The sequence below is a fragment of the Bradyrhizobium sp. UFLA05-112 genome, assembly GCF_053572325.1.
Genome location: NZ_JBANBK010000008.1, coordinates 51,830 through 69,520, shown reverse-complemented (window position 1 = coordinate 69,520; position 17,691 = coordinate 51,830). Strand labels below are relative to the sequence as shown.

Annotated in this window: 18 protein-coding genes and 1 pseudogene; 10 read left to right on the top strand and 9 right to left on the bottom strand. The window is 64.7% G+C overall.

What is annotated here, in order from left to right; genetic code table 11:
• Positions 1 to 2: 2 nt before the first annotated feature.
• Positions 3 to 248 (top strand): hypothetical protein, encoded by a 246-nt coding sequence (locus tag SO180_RS06845; RefSeq protein WP_449378056.1) that lies wholly within the window; start codon positions 3 to 5, stop codon positions 246 to 248.
• A gap of 90 nt (positions 249 to 338) precedes the next feature.
• On the opposite strand, the gene SO180_RS06840 is transcribed toward SO180_RS06845, so the two are convergent.
• The gene (locus tag SO180_RS06840) at positions 339 to 1,211 is read right to left on the bottom strand and encodes a DMT family transporter (protein WP_449378055.1); all 873 of its coding nucleotides are present in this window, start codon (positions 1,209 to 1,211) and stop codon (positions 339 to 341) included.
• Between the two features lie 119 nt (positions 1,212 to 1,330).
• Entirely contained in the window at positions 1,331 to 1,777 is a 447-nt protein-coding gene (locus SO180_RS06835; protein ID WP_449378054.1) for a hypothetical protein, read from the bottom strand.
• A gap of 288 nt (positions 1,778 to 2,065) precedes the next feature.
• Between SO180_RS06835 and SO180_RS06830 the strand changes: the two genes are divergently transcribed.
• Positions 2,066 to 2,326 carry a hypothetical protein gene (locus SO180_RS06830; RefSeq protein WP_449378053.1) on the top strand — a complete coding sequence of 87 codons (261 nt, stop codon included), beginning with the start codon at positions 2,066 to 2,068 and terminating at the stop codon, positions 2,324 to 2,326.
• Between the two features lie 49 nt (positions 2,327 to 2,375).
• Here the strand turns inward: SO180_RS06830 and SO180_RS06825 are convergent.
• Together SO180_RS06825 and SO180_RS06820 are read right to left on the bottom strand one after the other, a co-directional pair.
• A pseudogene (locus SO180_RS06825) lies at positions 2,376 to 2,486 on the bottom strand (host attachment protein); the annotation flags it as partial.
• Between the two features lie 29 nt (positions 2,487 to 2,515).
• Positions 2,516 to 2,926, bottom strand: a complete 411-nt coding sequence (locus SO180_RS06820) for a DUF3775 domain-containing protein (RefSeq protein WP_449378052.1) — start codon at positions 2,924 to 2,926, stop codon at positions 2,516 to 2,518.
• Between the two features lie 243 nt (positions 2,927 to 3,169).
• Between SO180_RS06820 and SO180_RS06815 the strand changes: the two genes are divergently transcribed.
• Positions 3,170 to 3,430, top strand: a complete 261-nt coding sequence (locus SO180_RS06815; RefSeq protein WP_449378051.1) for a hypothetical protein — start codon at positions 3,170 to 3,172, stop codon at positions 3,428 to 3,430.
• Positions 3,431 to 3,546: 116 nt separating this feature from the next.
• On the top strand, positions 3,547 to 3,720 hold the full coding sequence (locus tag SO180_RS06810; protein ID WP_449378050.1) for a hypothetical protein: 174 nt from the start codon (positions 3,547 to 3,549) through the stop codon (positions 3,718 to 3,720).
• Between the two features lie 158 nt (positions 3,721 to 3,878).
• Here the strand turns inward: SO180_RS06810 and hutU are convergent, their stop codons facing one another.
• The 3 genes from hutU to hutI are packed head-to-tail and all read right to left on the bottom strand — an operon-like array spanning position 3,879 to position 8,352.
• Positions 3,879 to 5,570, bottom strand: a complete 1,692-nt coding sequence (gene hutU / locus SO180_RS06805; RefSeq protein WP_449378049.1) for a urocanate hydratase — start codon at positions 5,568 to 5,570, stop codon at positions 3,879 to 3,881.
• Positions 5,567 to 7,141 carry a histidine ammonia-lyase gene (gene hutH, locus SO180_RS06800; protein WP_449378048.1) on the bottom strand — a complete coding sequence of 525 codons (1,575 nt, stop codon included), beginning with the start codon at positions 7,139 to 7,141 and terminating at the stop codon, positions 5,567 to 5,569. The genes hutU and hutH overlap by 4 nt, the downstream gene beginning before the upstream one ends.
• Positions 7,138 to 8,352 (bottom strand): imidazolonepropionase, encoded by a 1,215-nt coding sequence (gene hutI / locus SO180_RS06795; RefSeq protein ID WP_449378047.1) that lies wholly within the window; start codon positions 8,350 to 8,352, stop codon positions 7,138 to 7,140. The genes hutH and hutI overlap by 4 nt, the downstream gene beginning before the upstream one ends.
• Positions 8,353 to 8,436: 84 nt before the next feature.
• Here hutI and SO180_RS06790 point away from each other — a divergent pair, with 84 nt between their 5' ends.
• The 6 genes from SO180_RS06790 to SO180_RS06765 all read left to right on the top strand — a co-directional run bounded on the left by SO180_RS06790 (position 8,437) and on the right by SO180_RS06765 (position 14,406).
• Positions 8,437 to 9,795 carry a formimidoylglutamate deiminase gene (locus SO180_RS06790; protein ID WP_449378046.1) on the top strand — a complete coding sequence of 453 codons (1,359 nt, stop codon included), beginning with the start codon at positions 8,437 to 8,439 and terminating at the stop codon, positions 9,793 to 9,795.
• Positions 9,792 to 10,523, top strand: coding sequence for a histidine utilization repressor (hutC, locus tag SO180_RS06785; protein ID WP_449378045.1), 732 nt, complete (start codon positions 9,792 to 9,794; stop codon positions 10,521 to 10,523). The genes SO180_RS06790 and hutC overlap by 4 nt, the downstream gene beginning before the upstream one ends.
• Before the next feature lie 80 nt (positions 10,524 to 10,603).
• Positions 10,604 to 11,548, top strand: coding sequence for an ABC transporter substrate-binding protein (locus SO180_RS06780; protein WP_449378044.1), 945 nt, complete (start codon positions 10,604 to 10,606; stop codon positions 11,546 to 11,548).
• An 80-nt stretch (positions 11,549 to 11,628) separates the two neighbouring features.
• Positions 11,629 to 12,402, top strand: a complete 774-nt coding sequence (locus SO180_RS06775; protein ID WP_027525944.1) for an ABC transporter permease — start codon at positions 11,629 to 11,631, stop codon at positions 12,400 to 12,402.
• Entirely contained in the window at positions 12,399 to 13,184 is a 786-nt protein-coding gene (locus SO180_RS06770) for an ABC transporter ATP-binding protein (RefSeq protein WP_449378043.1), read from the top strand. The genes SO180_RS06775 and SO180_RS06770 overlap by 4 nt, the downstream gene beginning before the upstream one ends.
• Positions 13,177 to 14,406, top strand: coding sequence for a Zn-dependent hydrolase (locus tag SO180_RS06765; RefSeq protein WP_449378042.1), 1,230 nt, complete (start codon positions 13,177 to 13,179; stop codon positions 14,404 to 14,406). The genes SO180_RS06770 and SO180_RS06765 overlap by 8 nt, the downstream gene beginning before the upstream one ends.
• A 65-nt stretch (positions 14,407 to 14,471) precedes the next feature.
• Here SO180_RS06765 and SO180_RS06760 read toward each other — a convergent pair whose 3' ends face one another.
• Both SO180_RS06760 and SO180_RS06755 read right to left on the bottom strand, forming a co-directional pair.
• Positions 14,472 to 16,139 (bottom strand): GMC family oxidoreductase, encoded by a 1,668-nt coding sequence (locus tag SO180_RS06760; RefSeq protein WP_449378041.1) that lies wholly within the window; start codon positions 16,137 to 16,139, stop codon positions 14,472 to 14,474.
• The gene (locus tag SO180_RS06755) at positions 16,136 to 17,683 is read right to left on the bottom strand and encodes an FAD-dependent oxidoreductase (protein WP_449378040.1); all 1,548 of its coding nucleotides are present in this window, start codon (positions 17,681 to 17,683) and stop codon (positions 16,136 to 16,138) included. Before SO180_RS06755 ends, SO180_RS06760 begins: the two co-directional genes overlap by 4 nt.
• Positions 17,684 to 17,691 lie beyond the last annotated feature (8 nt).

The window sequence follows — 17,691 nt, the reverse complement described above, 5'->3', positions numbered from 1 at the left end:
ATATGAACGACGACACACCCGTCATTGAGCCGGCGATCGCAGCGACGCCCGAGCCGCCGAAAGAGGCAGCAAAGCCGAAGAAGGCCCGGAAAGCCGCCAAGAAGGTCGCAAAGAAAGTAGCGGCGAAGAAGACGGCGAAGAAAGCCAAGAAGACTTCCAAGAAGAAAGCCGCCAAGAAGGCTCCCAAGAAGGCTGTAAAGAAGGCCGCCAAGAAAGCCGCGAAGAAAAAGAAGAAGGCAAAACGCTGATCGCGGATCTAAGATCAGGCCTCCGGGTGCCCAGCGCCCGGCGGCCTGGCGTACGCTTCTCGCCCGCCGCGTCGAGGTCCGCCCGCGCGGCTAGAAGCGCCTGTTGACCAGGAATACCGCCGCCGCGCAGATCGCCATGCCGGCGACTGCCACCGCATCGAGCCTTTCTCCGAACAGCAGATAGGCCATCAGCGCCGTGACCGCCGGAACGAGATAGAACAGGCTCGCAACCGCGGTCGCGGCCGAATGCCGGATCAGCCAGTACAACAGGCCGATCGACCCGATCGAGAGTGCCACCGCGAGCCAGGCCAGCCCCAGCACGAACTCCCGCGTCCAGTGCACCACGCGGTCCTCGAAGGCGAAGGCGCCCGCCGCAAAGAACAGCGTCACTGCGACATATTGCACGAGATTGCCGGCCCGCCAGTCGATGTGGTTGCAGTAGCGGCGCTGGTAGAGCGTGCCGAGCGTGATGCTGATCAGCGAGACGACCGAGGCGAGCCATCCGAGGCCCGCCTCTCCGGTCATCGGACGATTGTGCAGGATCAGCACCACGCCACCGAGACCGAGCAAGAGCCCGCCCCATTGCAGCGGCGTCACCCGCTCGCCGAGCCAACGATTGGCAATGGTCGAGGTCAGGATCGGCTGGAGGCCCGGAATGAGCGCGGAAAGGCCGGCGGGAATCGAATGCGCGATCGCAATCGCGGTGCCCCCGAGATAGAAGCCGTGGACGAGAATGCCCGCGACCGCGCTGTGGGCAATGCCGGTCCCGTCCGGCCATTTGGGACGTGCAATTGCCGCGATGATCGCCATCAGCCCCACCACGATCGCCATGCGGATGGCGAGGTAGGTCAAGGGATCGGCGTTGTTGACGACGGATTTGGTGGCGATGAACCCGGTGCTCCACAGCACGACGAAGAGGACCGGCGCCGCACGCGCGGCCCAATTTTCTTGATTATGATTCATTGCCGCTCTCATTGCCCGACCACGCGCGGCGCGGCAATGCGAATATGGTCGGGTCTGATGCTGCGCTGCACGTGGGACGTGCTGGCTGCGTCGAGGACGACGTCAGCTGGCGCGGCCGCTCACCACTCGTCGGGACAGGGATCGACGATCTTCCAGAGATCGACCCCGTTCTTGATCTTCTTCATCTCGGTGGTGAGCCCACCGTTGCGCTGGATCCACTCCTTCACCGTGCCCGGGTAGTAGGACATCAGGTCGGACGTGCCCTCGGCGCTGGTCACCTTGATACCGAAGGTGAATGCCTTGTCGTAATAGGCCTGATGGAAGCCGAGGCTGGCGCGCGGCGTCACGCAGATCTTGTTCATCGGCACGATGCCCAGGACCAGGGTGCAGGCCGAATTGCAGATACCGTCGATGATGACCCGCTCGCCCTTGTCGCGAACACGCTTGTACTTGGCCTTGTATTCCTCGACGTAACCGCCGTGGTCGCGGGTAATGTGCAAATCCGCCCGCGCCGGCGCCGCGGCGACGCAGGTCAGCAACAACAGGCTGATGGGCGTGATGCGCATTGCAGAGTAACGGCTGAAGCCTTGTTTGAAGTGAGCCGACCTCAAAGAGACCCCCAAGCGGCCGGCCACCGGATACGAACGAACTGTTGGCCAAACTGTGTTGGGAATTCGTTAAGCATCCGGAAAAGGCCAAAAATGGGCAGGCCCTGGGGTTCGCCGGCGGTCCCGGCGGCCCCAAGGCGTGAATCTGTGGAATTTCACCCGGCCTACGGCCGCAAAGCGGATGCCCTGCGGATCGTGAATCGCTATAAGATCGTGGTCCGTTAGGTCGGGTTCCGGAGAATCAAGATGAGCAAGTTGAAGTGCCTTGCGGCGGTCGCCGCCCTGTCGGTAGTGACGCTCGCCCCGAGCCTGTCCGAGGCGCGCGTCCATCACCGGTACCACCATCACGTCAATCCGTTGCCGTACCCGATCAGCTACATCCACAATTACGGTCCGGGAGTCGCGCCGGGCAGCTTCGCCTACTACGACGGACCGTCGACCATTCAGTGCTACCAGAGCTCGGCTGCCTATATCGGCCAGGATAGGCGCCGGCACCCCTGCTACTGAGGGACGCCGACGCGCTGCCGGCGCGAGCGTATCGGGGCGCGCCGGACGCCTGCTTCTCGATCTCATAGACCGGCAGCATGACGAGGTCCTTGCTGACCTCGCCATGCAGAGCATTGCGTACTGCGGCCGAGTCATCAGCCCGGATCGTGCCAAGCGCGCGCCCGCGCGAAAACCATGCACGCCGGCCGGTCAGAGATGCTCTTCAAACTCCTCGAAGGACTTGCCGAACTGCGTCATCGCCTCCTCCAGATAGTCCGCGAGCATCGGCGTCGCGATCAGATAGGAGGCGGTACGATTGTTGTGGGACTGCGCGGCCTGGGTCTGCAGCTCACGCCAGGTCGAAAGGTCGCCGTCGCCGCGACCTAGCCACGTCAGCGCCACGAGATCAATCTGCTCGTCGACATTGAGGCCGCGGATGAAGCCGGCCAGCTCCGCGCGATCGGTCGCCTCTCCCCTGCCGCCGCGGCCATAGCTCATGTCGTCGTCGCCGCTGTCCAGGATGACGCCGCCACCGTCCGCCCCGCTGTCGGACTGGCGCGACTTTGCAATGATGAAGAAGACCTTCTCGGGCGAAATCGACAGGCTGGGAATGGTCAGCATGGTGGTTCACCTTCTTGAGGGACCGGCACGTCGCCGCTCCCCACACCACGCAGACTAGAGGCGCCGGAGCGCGCGCGAATTGCGCAAGATCAAGTATCAAAGCGGTGCCGCGCGTGAGCGATTATCCCGGCTCCGCGACCGCCCGGATGAAGATTCATTCATCAGCATTACATTTCGGCTCCGCCACAATTTGATCAGAACCTGTTCGATATCTTGCGGCCGATAAGCAAAGGAAGACACATCATGAAGTTTGGAATTGGCCTCGTTGCCGCGTCATTGTTCGCCGCGGTCGCGGCATCGCCGGCCGCCTCGGCCATGCCAGTTGCGCCTGCCCCGCAGGTGACGCCAGATGCAGAGCAGGTTCGCTTGGTCTGCGATGCCTGGGGGCGCTGCTGGCGGCAGCCGAGCTACTCTTATGGCTACGGCTATGCACCCTATTACGGACCCAGATATTATGGACCGCGCTATTACGGTCCACGCTATTATGGCTACCGCCGTTGGTGACCTTGAGGGGCCCTTCGGGGCCCCTTCGCATTTGCGGGATGGTGCCGTGGGACTGGGGCGATTCTAAAACTGATCTATATCAAGGACGAAATGAGCCATCCGTCCATGCTGTGCCGATGGCCGATTTGATCGTTTTTCGTTGCCCCCAGACGGGCATGAATGTGCAAACTCATTTGGAAAAGCAGCAGGGCGCCGAGGGACGGAATTTCGAGGCCTTCACCTGCCCCGCCTGCGCGCGCGTCCATTTCATCGATCTGGTATCCGGACAGCCGATGAGCCGGAATCGCTGAGCAACTCCGCGTTTGAAGTCTCGCACCCAACGTACATCCCGAAGGCCGCGAACCAGAGCATGATCCGGAAAAGTGTGAAGCGGTTTTCCCTCGCGACAAACGCGGAACGCGTTTGCGCGGAGATCATGCTCAAACATAACCTAAAGCGCGACGACGATTCATCCTAATCTCATCGCGCTCCAGCCTGCCAGGCTCGGCAGATCGAGCCCGTTTGCGCGAGCGCAGTCGATCGCGGTCTCGTAGCCTGCATCGGCGTGACGCATGACGCCGCTCGCCGGATCGTTCCAGAGCACGCGTTCGAGGCGGCGGGCGGCCTCCGCCGTGCCGTCGGCGACGATCACCATGCCGGCATGCTGCGAATAGCCGATGCCGACGCCGCCGCCGTGATGCAGTGACACCCAAGTGGCTCCGCTGGCGCAATTGAGCAGCGCGTTGAGCAGCGGCCAGTCCGACACCGCGTCCGATCCGTCGCGCATCGCCTCGGTCTCGCGGTTCGGGCTTGCCACCGAGCCGCTGTCGAGATGGTCGCGGCCGATCACGATCGGCGCCTTCACTTCACCGCGCGCCACCATCTCGTTGAAGGCGAGCCCGAGCCGATGCCGGTCACCGAGACCGACCCAGCAGATCCGCGCTGGCAGCCCCTGAAACTTGATGCGCGCCTTTGCCATGTCGAGCCAGTTGTGCAGGTGCGTGTCGTGCGGCATCAGCTCCTTCACGCGCGCGTCGGTCTTGAAGATATCCTCGGGATCGCCGGACAACGCCGCCCAGCGGAACGGCCCAACGCCGCGGCAGAACAGCGGCCGAATATAGGCTGGCACGAAGCCGGGGAAATCGAACGCGTTGTTCAATCCCATGTCCTTCGCCATCTGGCGGATGTTATTGCCGTAGTCGAGCGTCGGAATGCCCTGCGCGTGAAAATCCAGCATCGCCTTGACGTGGTCGACCATGGAGGACTTTGCCGCGAGCTCCACCACCTTGGGATCGTCCTTGCGCTTGGCCTCCCACTCCGCAAGCGTCCAGCCCTTCGGCAGATATCCGTTGATCGGATCGTGGGCGCTGGTCTGGTCGGTCACGATGTCGGGCCTGACGCCGCGGCGCACGAGCTCGGGGAAGAGGTCGGCGGCGTTGCCGAGCAGGCCGACCGAGACCGCCTTCTTGCTTTGCGCTGCCTCGGACATGATCGCGAGCGCTTCATCGAGCGTGCTCGCCTGACGATCGAGGTAGCCGGTGCGCAGGCGCATCTCGATGCGGCTCGGCTGGCACTCGATTGCGAGCAGCGAGGCACCTGCCATGGTCGCCGCCAGCGGCTGCGCGCCGCCCATGCCGCCGAGACCGGCGGTCAGGATCCATTTGCCTGCGAGGCTGCCGCCATAGTGGCGCCGCCCGACCTCGACGAAGGTCTCGTAGGTCCCCTGAACGATGCCCTGGCTGCCGATATAGATCCAGGAGCCGGCCGTCATCTGGCCGAACATCATCAGCCCGGCCTTGTCGAGCGCGTTGAAGTGATCGAGCGTGGCCCAGTGCGGCACGAGATTGGAGTTCGCGATCAGGACCCGCGGTGCATCGGCATGGGTGCGGAAGATTCCGACCGGCTTGCCCGACTGAACGAGCAGCGTCTGGTCGCCCTCGAGCTTGCGCAGCGAGGTGACGATCCGGTCAAAACTCTCCCAGTCGCGCGCCGCGCGACCGATCCCGCCATAGACCACGAGCTCGCCGGGCCGTTCGGCCACATCGGGATCGAGATTGTTCATGAGCATGCGGAGCGGTGCTTCCGTCAGCCAGCTCTTGGCGCTGATATCGGAGCCGCGAGGGGCGCGGATCGTGCGTTCATTGTCCAGTCGGCGGTTCATGAGGCGACCTCTGAGGCAAGCAGTGGAAACGGATCTCTCGCGAGCGCCGCGCTCGCAATGCGCGGCAGCGCGCCGGCCTCGACCAACGCCTTGGCCCTGGCGAGGTCGTCCGCCATGTAGCGGTCGGGCCCAAGCGCCGGCACCTCCTCGCGCAAGGTAGCGATGACGGCCGCGAGCGCGGGGCTGGTCAAATGCGGCAGGCGCAGCGTGATGCCTTGCGCCGCGACCAGAAGCTCGATGCCGAGGATGGAGGCGAGATTGTCCGCCATGTCGGAGAGCCGCCGCGCGGCATGCGCGGCCATCGAGACGTGATCTTCCTGGTTGGCGCTGGTGGGCGTCGAGTCAATGGAGCACGGCGCGGCGCGCTGCTTGTTCTCGGCATAGAGCGCGGCCGCCGTGACCTCGGCGATCATGAAGCCGGAGTTGAGGCCGGGATCGGGTGTGAGAAACGGCGGCAGGCCGAAATTCAGGGCGGGATCGACCAGCGTTGCGATGCGCCGCTCGCTGATGGCGCCGACCTCCGACAGCGCGAGTGCGATTCCGTCGGCGGCAAAGGCGACCGGCTCGGCGTGGAAATTGCCGCCCGACACGATCTCGCCGGTCTCGACCAGCACCAGCGGATTGTCCGTGACGGAATTGGCTTCGATCATCAAGGTGCGCGCCGCCTGCGCCAGCACATCGAGTGCGGCACCGGCGACTTGCGGTTGACAGCGCAGGCAATAGGGATCCTGCACTCGCTCGTCGCCTTCCAGGTGCGACTGACGGATATCGCTGCCGTCGAGCAAGGCCATTAGCGTCGCGCCGGCGGCGATCTGTCCGGCATGGCCGCGCAGCGCGTGGATCTCGGAGCGAAACGGCACCGTCGAGGCCATCGCCGCATCGACCGACAAAGCTCCCGTCACCAGCGACGCGCAGGCCAGCCCGTGCGCCCGCAACAGGCCGGAGATCGCATAGGCCGTGGAGAACTGCGTGCCGTTGATGAGTGCGAGGCCTTCCTTGGGACCAAGCGTCAATGGCGCGAGACCGGCGCGGGCCAGGGCCTCGCGGCCCGGCATGGTCGTTCCGCCAACCAGCGCCTGCCCCTCGCCGATCATCACCGCGGCCATGTGCGCGAGCGGCGCCAGATCGCCGGAGGCGCCGACCGAGCCCTGCTGCGGCACCAGCGGCAAGACGCCACGCGCCAGCATCGTTTCGAGCTGCGCGATGACCTCGCGCCGCACCCCTGATGCGCCGCGCCCCAGCGAGACGATCTTCAGCGCCATCATCAGCCGTACCACCGGCTCCGGCGTCGGCGGCCCCACGCCGCAGCAATGCGACACGATCAGATTGTGCTGAAGCGTCGCGGTCTGGTCGGGCGAGATGCGCTTCGAGGCCAGCTTTCCGAACCCGGTATTGATGCCGTAGGCCGGTGCAGGCGCTTGCGCGGCCGCAGCCACGATCGCCGATGCAGCGTCGACCGCAGGCCAGAACGACGCATCCAGCTCAACTGTCGTGCCCGCCAGCACCTGCGCGAGATCGCCGAGGCTGACACGGCCGGGTGTGACAACAATCGGTGTCGCAGCGCCGTTCACTGGCCTCTCCAGACGCGGCGATGCAACGGATTGAAGCCGATCCGGTAGACCAGCTCGGCCGGCCGCTCGACATCCCAGATCGCAAGGTCGCACCATTTGCCGGCCTCTAACGTGCCGACTTCCGACAGCATGCCCAGCGCGCGCGCCCCCTCGCGCGTCACGCCGGCGAGGCATTCGACGACCGTCATCCGGAACAGCGTTGCGCCCATGTTCATCGTGAGCAGAAGCGAGGTGAGCGGCGAGCTGCCGGGATTGCAGTCGGTTGCGAGCGCGATCCTGACGCCATGCTTGCGGAACAACTCAAGCGGCGGCTTCTTCTCTTCGCGGATGAAATAGAAGGCGCCGGGCAAAAGGACGGCTACCGTGCCGCCGTTAGCCATCGCCGCCACACCAGCTTCATCGGTGTGTTCGAGATGATCGGCCGAAAGAGCGGAGAATTTCGCGGCGAGCGCCGCACCGCCGAGATTGGACAGTTGATCGGCGTGCAGCTTCACCGGCAGGCCGAGCGCCCTTGCCGCCGCGAACACGCGCGCCGTTTGGTCTGCCGAGAACGCGATGCCTTCCATGAACGCATCGACGGCGTCGGCAAGCCTGGCCTGCGCCACCGCAGGCAGCATCTCGCGACACACCAGATCGATGTAGCGATCCTTGTCGCCACCGGCCTCAACGGGAAGCGCGTGCGCGCCGAGGAAACTGGTGCGGATCGCAACCGGCCGGACGCGCGCAAGCGCCCGCGCGGCACCGAGCTGCCGCATCTCAGTTTCGGTATCGAGACCATAGCCGGATTTGATCTCCAGCGTGGTCACGCCCTCGCCGATCAGCGCGTCGAGCCGCGGGAGTGCACTCGCAACGAGTTCCGCCTCGCTCGCAGCCCGCGTGGCCGCAACCGTCGAGACGATGCCGCCGCCGGCGCGCGCGATCTCTTCGTAGCTGGCACCCTTGAGCCGCAGCTCGAATTCGTGCGCGCGATTGCCGCCGTAGACCAGATGCGTGTGGCAGTCGACGAGGCCGGGTGTGATCCACCGCCCCGCGCAATCAGTCCACTCCTTCGCATCGGCGTCTGCCGGAAAATCGGAACGGCTGCCTGCAAAGACGATACGCCCCTCGCGCGCCGCGACCACGCCGTGCGCGATCTCGCCGAGATCGGGCAGAACATCCCGCATCGTGGCGAGGCGCGCATTGTGCCAGATCCGATCGAAGCGCTTTGCCATGCAGGTATCCCTTCGCTGCCGGACGCTTGACTTATATGTCTAGACATATAATCGTGGCGCGGTTCTGTCCAGCCGGCAGGAAACATGACCCGACTGCATTTCGCATCCGCGCTGCTACCCTCGGGCTGGGCCGACGACGTGCGGGTCGTCGTCACCGACGGGAACATCGCCGAGGTCACAGCGGGTGTCGCGCCTGCAGCCGGAGACGAGCGCCATCGACTCGCCATTCCCGGGCTAGCGAGCCTGCATAGTCACGCGTTCCAGCGCGGCATGGCGGGGCTCGCCGAGACGCGCGGCAACACCGCGGACACGTTCTGGACCTGGCGCGAGACGATGTATCGCTTCGCGCTCACCATGACGCCCGACGACGTCGAGAGCGTCGCCACCCTGCTCTATGTCGAGATGCTCGAGCAGGGGTTTACCCGCGTCGGCGAGTTTCATTATCTGCATCACGATCATGACGGCGCGCCCCACGCCAACCCGGCGGAGATGGCGACGCGCATCGCGCAGGCCGCCGAGACGGCCGGCATCGCCCTCACCCTGCTGCCGAGCTTTTACGCGCACGGCACGTTTGGCGGCGCCGCGCCACATGCCGGCCAGCGCCGTTTCATCTGCTCGGTCGATCAGTTCGCAAAATTGCTCACTGCATCGCGCGAGGCCATTGTCAGGTTGCCCGGCGCCAATATCGGCATTGCGCCGCACAGCCTGCGCGCCGTGACACCGGACGAGCTGGCAGCGATCGTGCCGCTTGCGGACGGTGGTCCGGTTCATATCCACGCAGCCGAGCAAACCAGAGAAGTCGAGGATTGCCTCGGCTGGTCCGGCAAGCGCCCGGTGGAATGGCTGCTCGAACACGCGCCCGTCGATCAGCGCTGGTGCCTGATTCACGCGACCCATATGACGCCAACGGAAGTCACCTCGCTCGCCAGGACCGGCGCGGTTGCGGGCCTCTGCCCCGTGACCGAAGCAAGCCTCGGCGACGGCATTTTTCCGGCGCGCGAATTCCTCGAGGCACAAGGCCGGTTCGGCATCGGCACCGATTCCAACGTGCTGGTCGGCGTTGCCGACGAATTGCGCCAACTCGAATATGGCCAGCGGCTCAAGCATCGCGAGCGCAACGTGCTGTCGAACGGAGCCGGCGCCTCGACCGGACGCGCCCTGCTCGACGGCGCGTTGGCCGGTGGGGGACAGGCCCTCGCACAAGCCGTCGTGGGGCTCAAAGTTGGCGCGCGCGCCGACATCGTCACTCTCGACACCACACATCCATCGCTTGCCGGACGCCGTGGTGACGCCATCCTCGACGGCTGGATCTTTGCGGCGGGCAAAGGCGCGATCGATTCCGTCTGGTCCGGCGGCAGGAAGGCCGTCGAGGGCGGGCAACACATGCTTCGCCGCTCGGCGCGGGAACGCTTCAACACGACGGTGCGGAGGCTCATCGCATGAGCCTCGCCACCGACAAGCTCGACGACAAGCCGACGCTTTACAAGCAGATCAGGCGCGACATCGAGACCAGGATTTTGACCGGCGAGTGGCCGCCGGGTCATCGCATCCCGTTCGAGCACCAATTGATGGCGCGCTATCGCTGCTCACGCATGACGGTGAACAAGGCGCTGTCGGAGCTTGCGCAGGCCGACCTGATCGAGCGGCGGCGGCGCGCCGGCACGTTCGTCCGCCGTCCGCAGCATCTGTCCGCGGTGCTCAAGATCGCCGACATTCGCGCGGAGATCACCGCGCTTGGCCGCGGCTATGGCTATCAGCTCGTCCAATGCACGCGCCGCGCTGCAAGTGCTGCCGATCGTGCCCGCCTCGGGGTGCGGAAGACCGGCAAGGTGATCGCGATCACCTGCCGCCACAGCGCCGATAACGTGCCGTTCGCGCTCGAGGACAGGCTGATCGATCTCGAGGCCGTGCCGGAAGCAGCACACGCCGACTTTGCAGCCGAGCCGCCCGGCTCGTGGCTGCTTCATCATGTCCCATGGACCGAAGCGGAGCACACGATCAGCGCTGTCGTTGCGGATGATCGCACCGCAGACGCGCTCGGCATCGCCGTCGGTGCGCCATGCCTGGTGATCGATCGTTACACCTGGCGCAGCGCGCGGACGCTGACCGCGGTGCGACTGCTCTATCCGGGCGAGTCACACCGTCTCGTCGCCCGTTTCAAGGGAGGTTGAGCGGCAATGTCGCAGCGGCACAATTCGTGCAACGTGATGAGATCAACTTGGTTCGGTACATCGATCGGAGGACAACAATCATGCGTAATACAAAAGCATTCGCAGCCATCATTGCTCTCGCGGTCGCGACGCCGGCGCTCGCCGACGACGTCAAGGTCGGCATCGGCATTTCCGGATGGACCGGCTTTGCACCGCTGACGCTCGCCAAGGAGGCCGGCATCTTCAAGAAGAACGGCCTCGATGTGACGATCAAGAAGATCCCGCAGAAGGATCGCCACCTCGCCATAGCATCGGGCGACGTCCAGTGCGCCGCGACGACGGTCGAGACCTGGATCTCCTGGAACGCCAATGGCGTCGCGACCAAGCAGATCTTCCAGCTCGACAAGAGCTACGGCGCCGACGGCATGGCGGTGCGCAACGATCTCGCGGCGATCAAGGACCTGAAGGGCAAGACGGTCGCCGCGTCCGCGCCGGGCACCTCACCCTATTTCGCGCTGGCCTGGATGCTCAAGAAGAACGGCCTGTCGGTGAAGGACGTCACGGTCGTGAACCTGGAGCCGGCCGCGGCCGCGCAGGCCTTCGTATCCGGCCAGAACGATGCCGCGATGACGTATGAGCCCTACCTTTCGACGGTGCGCGCCGCGCCCGACAAGGGCAAGATCATCGCCACCACGCTCGACTATCCGATGGTGATGGACACGTTCGGCTGCACGCCGAAATTCCTGAGCGAGAATCCCAAGGCCGCCCAGGCGCTGGCCGACAGCTATTTCGAGGCGCTCGACATGATCGCGAAGGATCAGGCCAAGGCCTATGAGATCATGGGCGCCGACGTGAAGCAGACCGGCGAGCAGTTCGGCAACTCGGCAAAGTATCTACGCTGGCAGGACAAGGCCGCGAACCGGAAGTTCTTCGGCGGCGAGTTCCTGGCCTTCAACAAGGACGCCGCGGACTTGCTGCTCGAGATCGGCATCATCAAGGCGGCGCCGAAGGTCGAGGATCTCTTCGACGCGAGCTTCATCAAGTAGTCACCGCCAGCGCCAAGCCGGTTCGCTTCGCGCGGAGCTAACCGGTACATGATATCGCCCGTCCGGAAACTTCGCCCGTGATGCGTCCCCTCGATCCCGTGACTGCAAAGCAACGTACGGCTTACGGCCTCGCGTTCTTCGTGCTGTTCGTTGCCCTGTGGTCCTGGGCGACCTTCGGGGGCCATGTATCAAAAACCTTCCTCGCGAACCCGCTGACCATGGTGCAGGAAGGCTTTGAGCTCCTGACCCGGCACGGCTTCCTGTTCGACATCGGCATGACGGTCTGGCGCGTGGTGGGCGGCTTTGCGCTTGCAGCCGTCATTGCCGTGCCACTCGGCGTGCTGATGGGCGCCTACAAGCCGATCGAAGCTTTCCTTGAGCCGTTCGTGTCCTTCGCGCGATACCTGCCCGCCTCCGCCTTCATCCCGCTTCTGATCCTGTGGGCCGGGATCGGCGAATTGCAGAAGCTGCTCGTCATCTTCATCGGCTCGGTGTTCCAGGTCATCCTGATGGTGGCCGTGACCGTCGGCGCCACACGGCGCGATCTGGTCGAGGCCGCCTATACGCTGGGCGCCAGCGACCGCGGCATCATCCGCCGCGTGCTGCTGCCCTCCTCGGCCCCGGAGATTGCCGAAATCCTGCGGCTGGTGCTGGGCTGGGCATGGACCTATGTCATCGTCGCCGAGCTGATCGGCTCATCGTCAGGCATCGGCCATATGATCACCGACAGCCAGGCCCTTCTCAACACCGGGCAGATTATCTTCGGCATCATCGTCATCGGCCTGATCGGCCTCGTCTCGGACTTCCTGTTCAAGGCATTCAATGCGTGGCTGTTTCCATGGAAGCTCGCATGACCAAGCTCAGGATCGATCAGGTTTCACGAACCTTTCCTGCCCGGGCCGGCCATGCGCCGACCAAGGCGCTCGAGCCGACCAGCCTGGACGTTGGCGACAACGACTTCGTCACCATTCTCGGTCCGTCCGGCTGCGGCAAATCCACCCTCCTCCGCATCGTCGCCGGTCTCGACCGGCCGACCAGCGGCAGCGTTCTGCTCGACGGGCGCGAGGTGAGCGGTCCCGGCGCGGATCGCGGCATGGTGTTTCAATCCTACACGCTGTTCCCCTGGCTCACCGTGCGGGAGAACATCGCCTTTGGCCTGCGCGAGCGCGGCATTTCGCAAGGCGAACGCGGCAAGATCGCGGACGCCTTCATCCGCCAGGTGGGGCTGTCCGGCTTCGAAAATCACTGGCCGAAGCAACTCTCCGGCGGCATGCAGCAGCGCACTGCGATCGCGCGCGCACTCGCCAATGATCCAAAGATCCTGCTGCTCGACGAACCCTTCGGCGCACTCGACAACCAGACCCGCGCGCTGATGCAGGAGATGCTGCTCGGGATCTGGGAGCGCGACCAGAAGACCGTGCTGTTCGTGACCCACGATATCGAGGAAGCGATCTTCCTCGGCAGCCGCGTCATCGTCATGAGCGCACGGCCCGGCCGTATCAAGGCCGAGATCGCCGTCGACCTGCCACATCCGCGCTCCTACAAGATCAAGACCACACCGGAGTTCGTCCATCTCAAGGAGCGCCTCGTCGAGGAAATCCGCACCGAGGCGTTGAAGGTTGCCGAACATGCCTGATCGTTCTGTCGCCAACGGCGAGCGCGTGCTTGCCGACCTCAACGGGCTCCGCGCCATCGGCGCCTACAAGACCGGCGTGCACAAGCCGACCCTGTCCGAGTCGCATCGCCGTTCGCTCGCATGGCTTGTCGAAAAGCTCCCCGAAGCGGGGCTCACCGGTACGATCGACGGCATCGGCAACGTCCTCGGCACGAGCACGCGCAGGGGACCGAAACTGCTGGCCGGATCGCATCTCGAAAGCCAGAACTACGCCGGCTGGCTCGATGGTCCGCTTGGTGTCGTCTATGCGCTGGAGGCCGCCCGCGTCATCAATTCCGATCCGTCGCTGCCCGGCGCGGTCGAGGTCGCGGCGTGGTGCGACGAGGAAGGGCATTTCGGGCATTTTCTCGGCTCGAGGTCCTATGTCGGCGGCGTCAGCGAAGCCGACATCGACGCTGCGCGCGACCGCACCACCGGGCAGAGCATGCGTGAGGCGCTATCCGATGCGGGTCTTGCCGGCCGCCCTCGCATCACTGCCGAACCAGGACGTCACATCGGATATCTGGAGGCTCATATCGAGCAAGGCGACGCGCTCGAGACGAGCGGCCTTGCGATCGGCGTGGTCACCTCGATCGTGGGCATCTGGCAGTATCGCATCAATTTCGTCGGCGAGCAGAACCACGCGGGCACGACCCGCATGGCCTCGCGCAAGGACGCAGGGCTGGCGCTGGCCAAATTCTGCGTGGCGATCGACGCGCGGTTTCCGGCCGTGGCCGGGCCGCGCACGGTGTGGACGACGGGCCGCATCACGCTCGATCCGGGGGCACCGAGCATCATCCCCGGCGGCGCCGAGATGCTGTTCCAGATCCGCGACGACGATCCGGCCGTGATCGCCCGGCTGGAGGCCTTGCTGCGGACGATGATCGATGAGACCAACTTGAGCGGCCCCTGTCACGCGACGCTGGAGCGGCTACGCACCGGCGTGCCCGCCAAAATGCATCCGCGCTTCCAGGAGGCCATCGAAGCTGCGGGCAAGGCCTTTGCGAACGGACGCTCCGTCCGCATGCCCAGCGGCGCCGGCCACGACGCGCAGGTTCTCGCCACCATCATGCCCGCGGCAATGCTGTTCGTGCCCTCGATCGGCGGCATCAGCCATCACTGGACCGAGAACACGGCTGACGCTGATCTCATCACCGGCGCGCAGGTGTTCGTAGACGCCTGCCGGCGCATTCTCGCGGGATGAGCGCGAAGCGGCCGTCGTCGCGCGACCATGTCGGTCGCTTGCAAGCCCTCGCCATATCTCGTTGCTCAATTTGCAGGGCAACCGAGCGGACCTTTCAAGACGTCACCTTCCGTCTTCGCCGCGTACGGCGCAGAAAGCGCCGTCTTCCCGAGAATCAGATCTGCCGCCTTCTCCGCTATCATGATGGTCGGCGCGTTCGTGTTCGATGAGGTGATACGCGGCATCACTGAAGCGTCGCAAATCCGCAGACCATCGAGGCCACGAAGGCTCAGCGACGGATCGACCACCGCCAGCTGGTCAGTGCCCATCCGGCAGGTGCCTACAGGGTGATGATCAGTCTTGCAGGTCCGATACGCATAGTCGGCGAGCGCGGCTTCGCTTGTGGCGGCAACACCGGGCATCCGCTCGACCATGACGAACGGCTCGAGCGCGGGTTGCCGGAGAATCTCGCGGGCCATCTTCAGCCCCTCGATCGCTGCCGAGCGATCACGCGCATCAGACCAATAGTTGGGATCAATCAAGGGCGTTGCGGAAGGATCGCCGCTCGCTAGCCGCACCTTGCCACGCGAGCTCGGCCGCAAGAACGCCGAATTGAGCGTGACGCCTGCATGCTCAAGCTTCTCCACGCCCGCCTCGATTCCCGAGCCGAGCCCGAGATGGAATTGCACGTCCGGCCATTCCAGCGCTCTCGTCGCCGGGTCGGCGTACCAGAAGCCCCCGGTCTCAAACAGGGTGGACGCAACCGGTCCGCGCTTGAACAGCAGATATTCCAGTCCCGCCCAGATCGTGCGGTGCAGCTTTACATAGCTGTCGTATGTGAAGTCGCCCTTGCACTCGGCAATCGCATAGAGGTCGAGGTGGTCCTGAAGATTCTCACCCACACCCGGCAAATCGTGGATCGGCCTGACACCGACTGCATTCAGATGGTCGGCCGGACCGATCCCCGACAGCAGGAGAAGCCGAGGCGATCCGATGGCGCCGCACGCAAGGATAACCTCTCGCTCGGCCCGAACCATCTCCCGTTGCCCTCGACGTACCGTTTCTAGTCCGACAGCCCGCCCATTCTCGACCACGATCCGCGTGCTGTAGGCGCCGGTCAGGACGGTGAGATTTGGTCGGCGACGGATCGGCTTCAGATAGGCGGTCGCGGTCGAGCACCGCCGCGCGTCTCGCACCGTCACCTGGTAGTGCCCGACGCCCTCCTGCCGCGCGCCGTTGAAATCGGGATTATAGGGCATCCCGTATTCCTGCCCCGCTCGCAGAAAAGCTTCGCTGATCGGCAGCGGGTTGATGGGCACCGAGACGCCGAGCGGACCACCGCGCGCATGGTAGGCGTCGACGAAGCGCTGGTTGTCCTCGGCGCGCTTGAAATACGGCAAGATATCCGAATAGCTCCATCCCGTCGCACCATCCGCTGCCCAGCCATCATAGTCTCGGGCATTACCACGGGTGTAGACTTGCGCATTGATGCTGGAGCCGCCGCCGAGCACCTTCGCCTGGGTATAGCGCAGCACGCGCCCGCCAAGATGGCGCTGGGGTACTGTCGAGTATCCCCAGGAAGCGATGCCCTTGGTCATCTTGGCAAAACCCGCCGGCATGCTGAACAGCGGGTTGTTGTCGCTGCCGCCAGCCTCGAGCAGGAGCACCCTGGTCGACGCATCGACGCTCAGTCGATTGGCGAGCACGCAGCCGGCGGAGCCGGCGCCGACGATGATGTAATCGTAAACCGTCATCTCATGTCCCCATGGATACGAAGATCATGGGTACGAAGATCATGAGTTCGAAGATCGGTCCTCGCAACATGATCTGCGACGCGCAACGCCTGGGCAGCGATCGTCAGTGACGGATTCACCGCTGCCGAAGTGGGCAGGAACGACGCATCGACGACGAACAGATTGGGATGATCAAAGGCGCGGCAGAACGGATCGAGTGGTGATGCCGCGGGATCGAGCCCGATGCGCACCGTCCCGCACTGATGCGAGGGCGTGCGCCGGTCGAACGCCTTTGACAGCACGATCGGGTAACCTGCAGCACGCAGCCGTTCCTTCAATGCCGCCACCAGCGCCAGATGGGTCGCCCAGTTCGAACGCTGCCAGTCGAGCCGGATCTTCGCGCCATCGACCGTCACGCGACTCTCCGCGCTCGGCAGATCCTCGCTCATCGCGTACCAGTCGACCGCATGCCGGCTCATCAGCCCAAGCGCCAATTCCGGTGCGAGCGGCATGCTGGCCTTCAGAATCGGCGCGGTGACACGTCCAAGCAACTGGATGTTGCCGAGCGGCGGCCCGCCGTGCCCGTCATCGAGATAGAAATCATTGATGCCGATCGTCTTCTGGTAGATCGAGTCGTTGACGACGCGCGGGTCGATCGCCAGCACGGCCGAAGCATTGTGGTTCATGAAATAGCGGCCGACTGCATCGGAGCGGTTCGCGATGCCGACCTTGGACGAGCGCAGAAGCAGTGAGGCCGAATTGACGGCGCCCGCCGCGAGCACGACGATCTCGGCACAGATCATCCTGCGCTCACCGGCCTGGATGACTTCGACGCCGGCGATGCGTTTGCCGTCCGGCTCGGCGACAAGCCGCTCGACCTGCGTACCTTCGCGCAGCTCGACATTGTCGTAGGCGAGAGCACAGGCAAGCCCGCAGGATTCGGCATCCATCTTGCCGTGCCCGGCGTCCGGGAATGCATCCCAGGGCGTCTTGGCGCGTTTGAGCCATGTCTCGATGTCGATACCAAGCGGCAGTGAAAACGGATTGAGCCCGATCTTCTTGAGCCGCTGCCGTACCGCTGATATCGCGGGCTCATCCGGCACCGGACCAAATGGATAAGGAGCCGAGTGAAAAGGCTCCGAGGAATCGTCCCCGAGCGCGCCGCGCACGTTGTAGAGCTGCTCCGCGCGGCTATACCATGGCTCCAGTTCGCAATAGCTGAACGGCCAGCCCGGCGTCGTTCCCTCGCGGTGCGCGATAGGCGCGAAGTCCTCCGCGCGGTAACGGATCAGCACCGCCCCGTAGAGCTTGGTATTGCCGCCGACATAATAGTAGTTGCCGGGGTTGAAGGCCTTCCCTGCCCCATCAAGCCAGGACTCCTGTGGCCGGAACACCCCGCGCTGGAAGATCGCCCTCGCGTCCCGCGCAGCCTCACAGTCGCGCAAACGCTGGCCGCGCTCGAGGATCACGATCCTTGCGCCGGTCGGCGCCAGACCCGCGGCAAAGGTCGCACCGCCCATGCCCGATCCGATGACGAGGACATCGGCTGTCTCCGTGGTCTTCATGCAGCTCT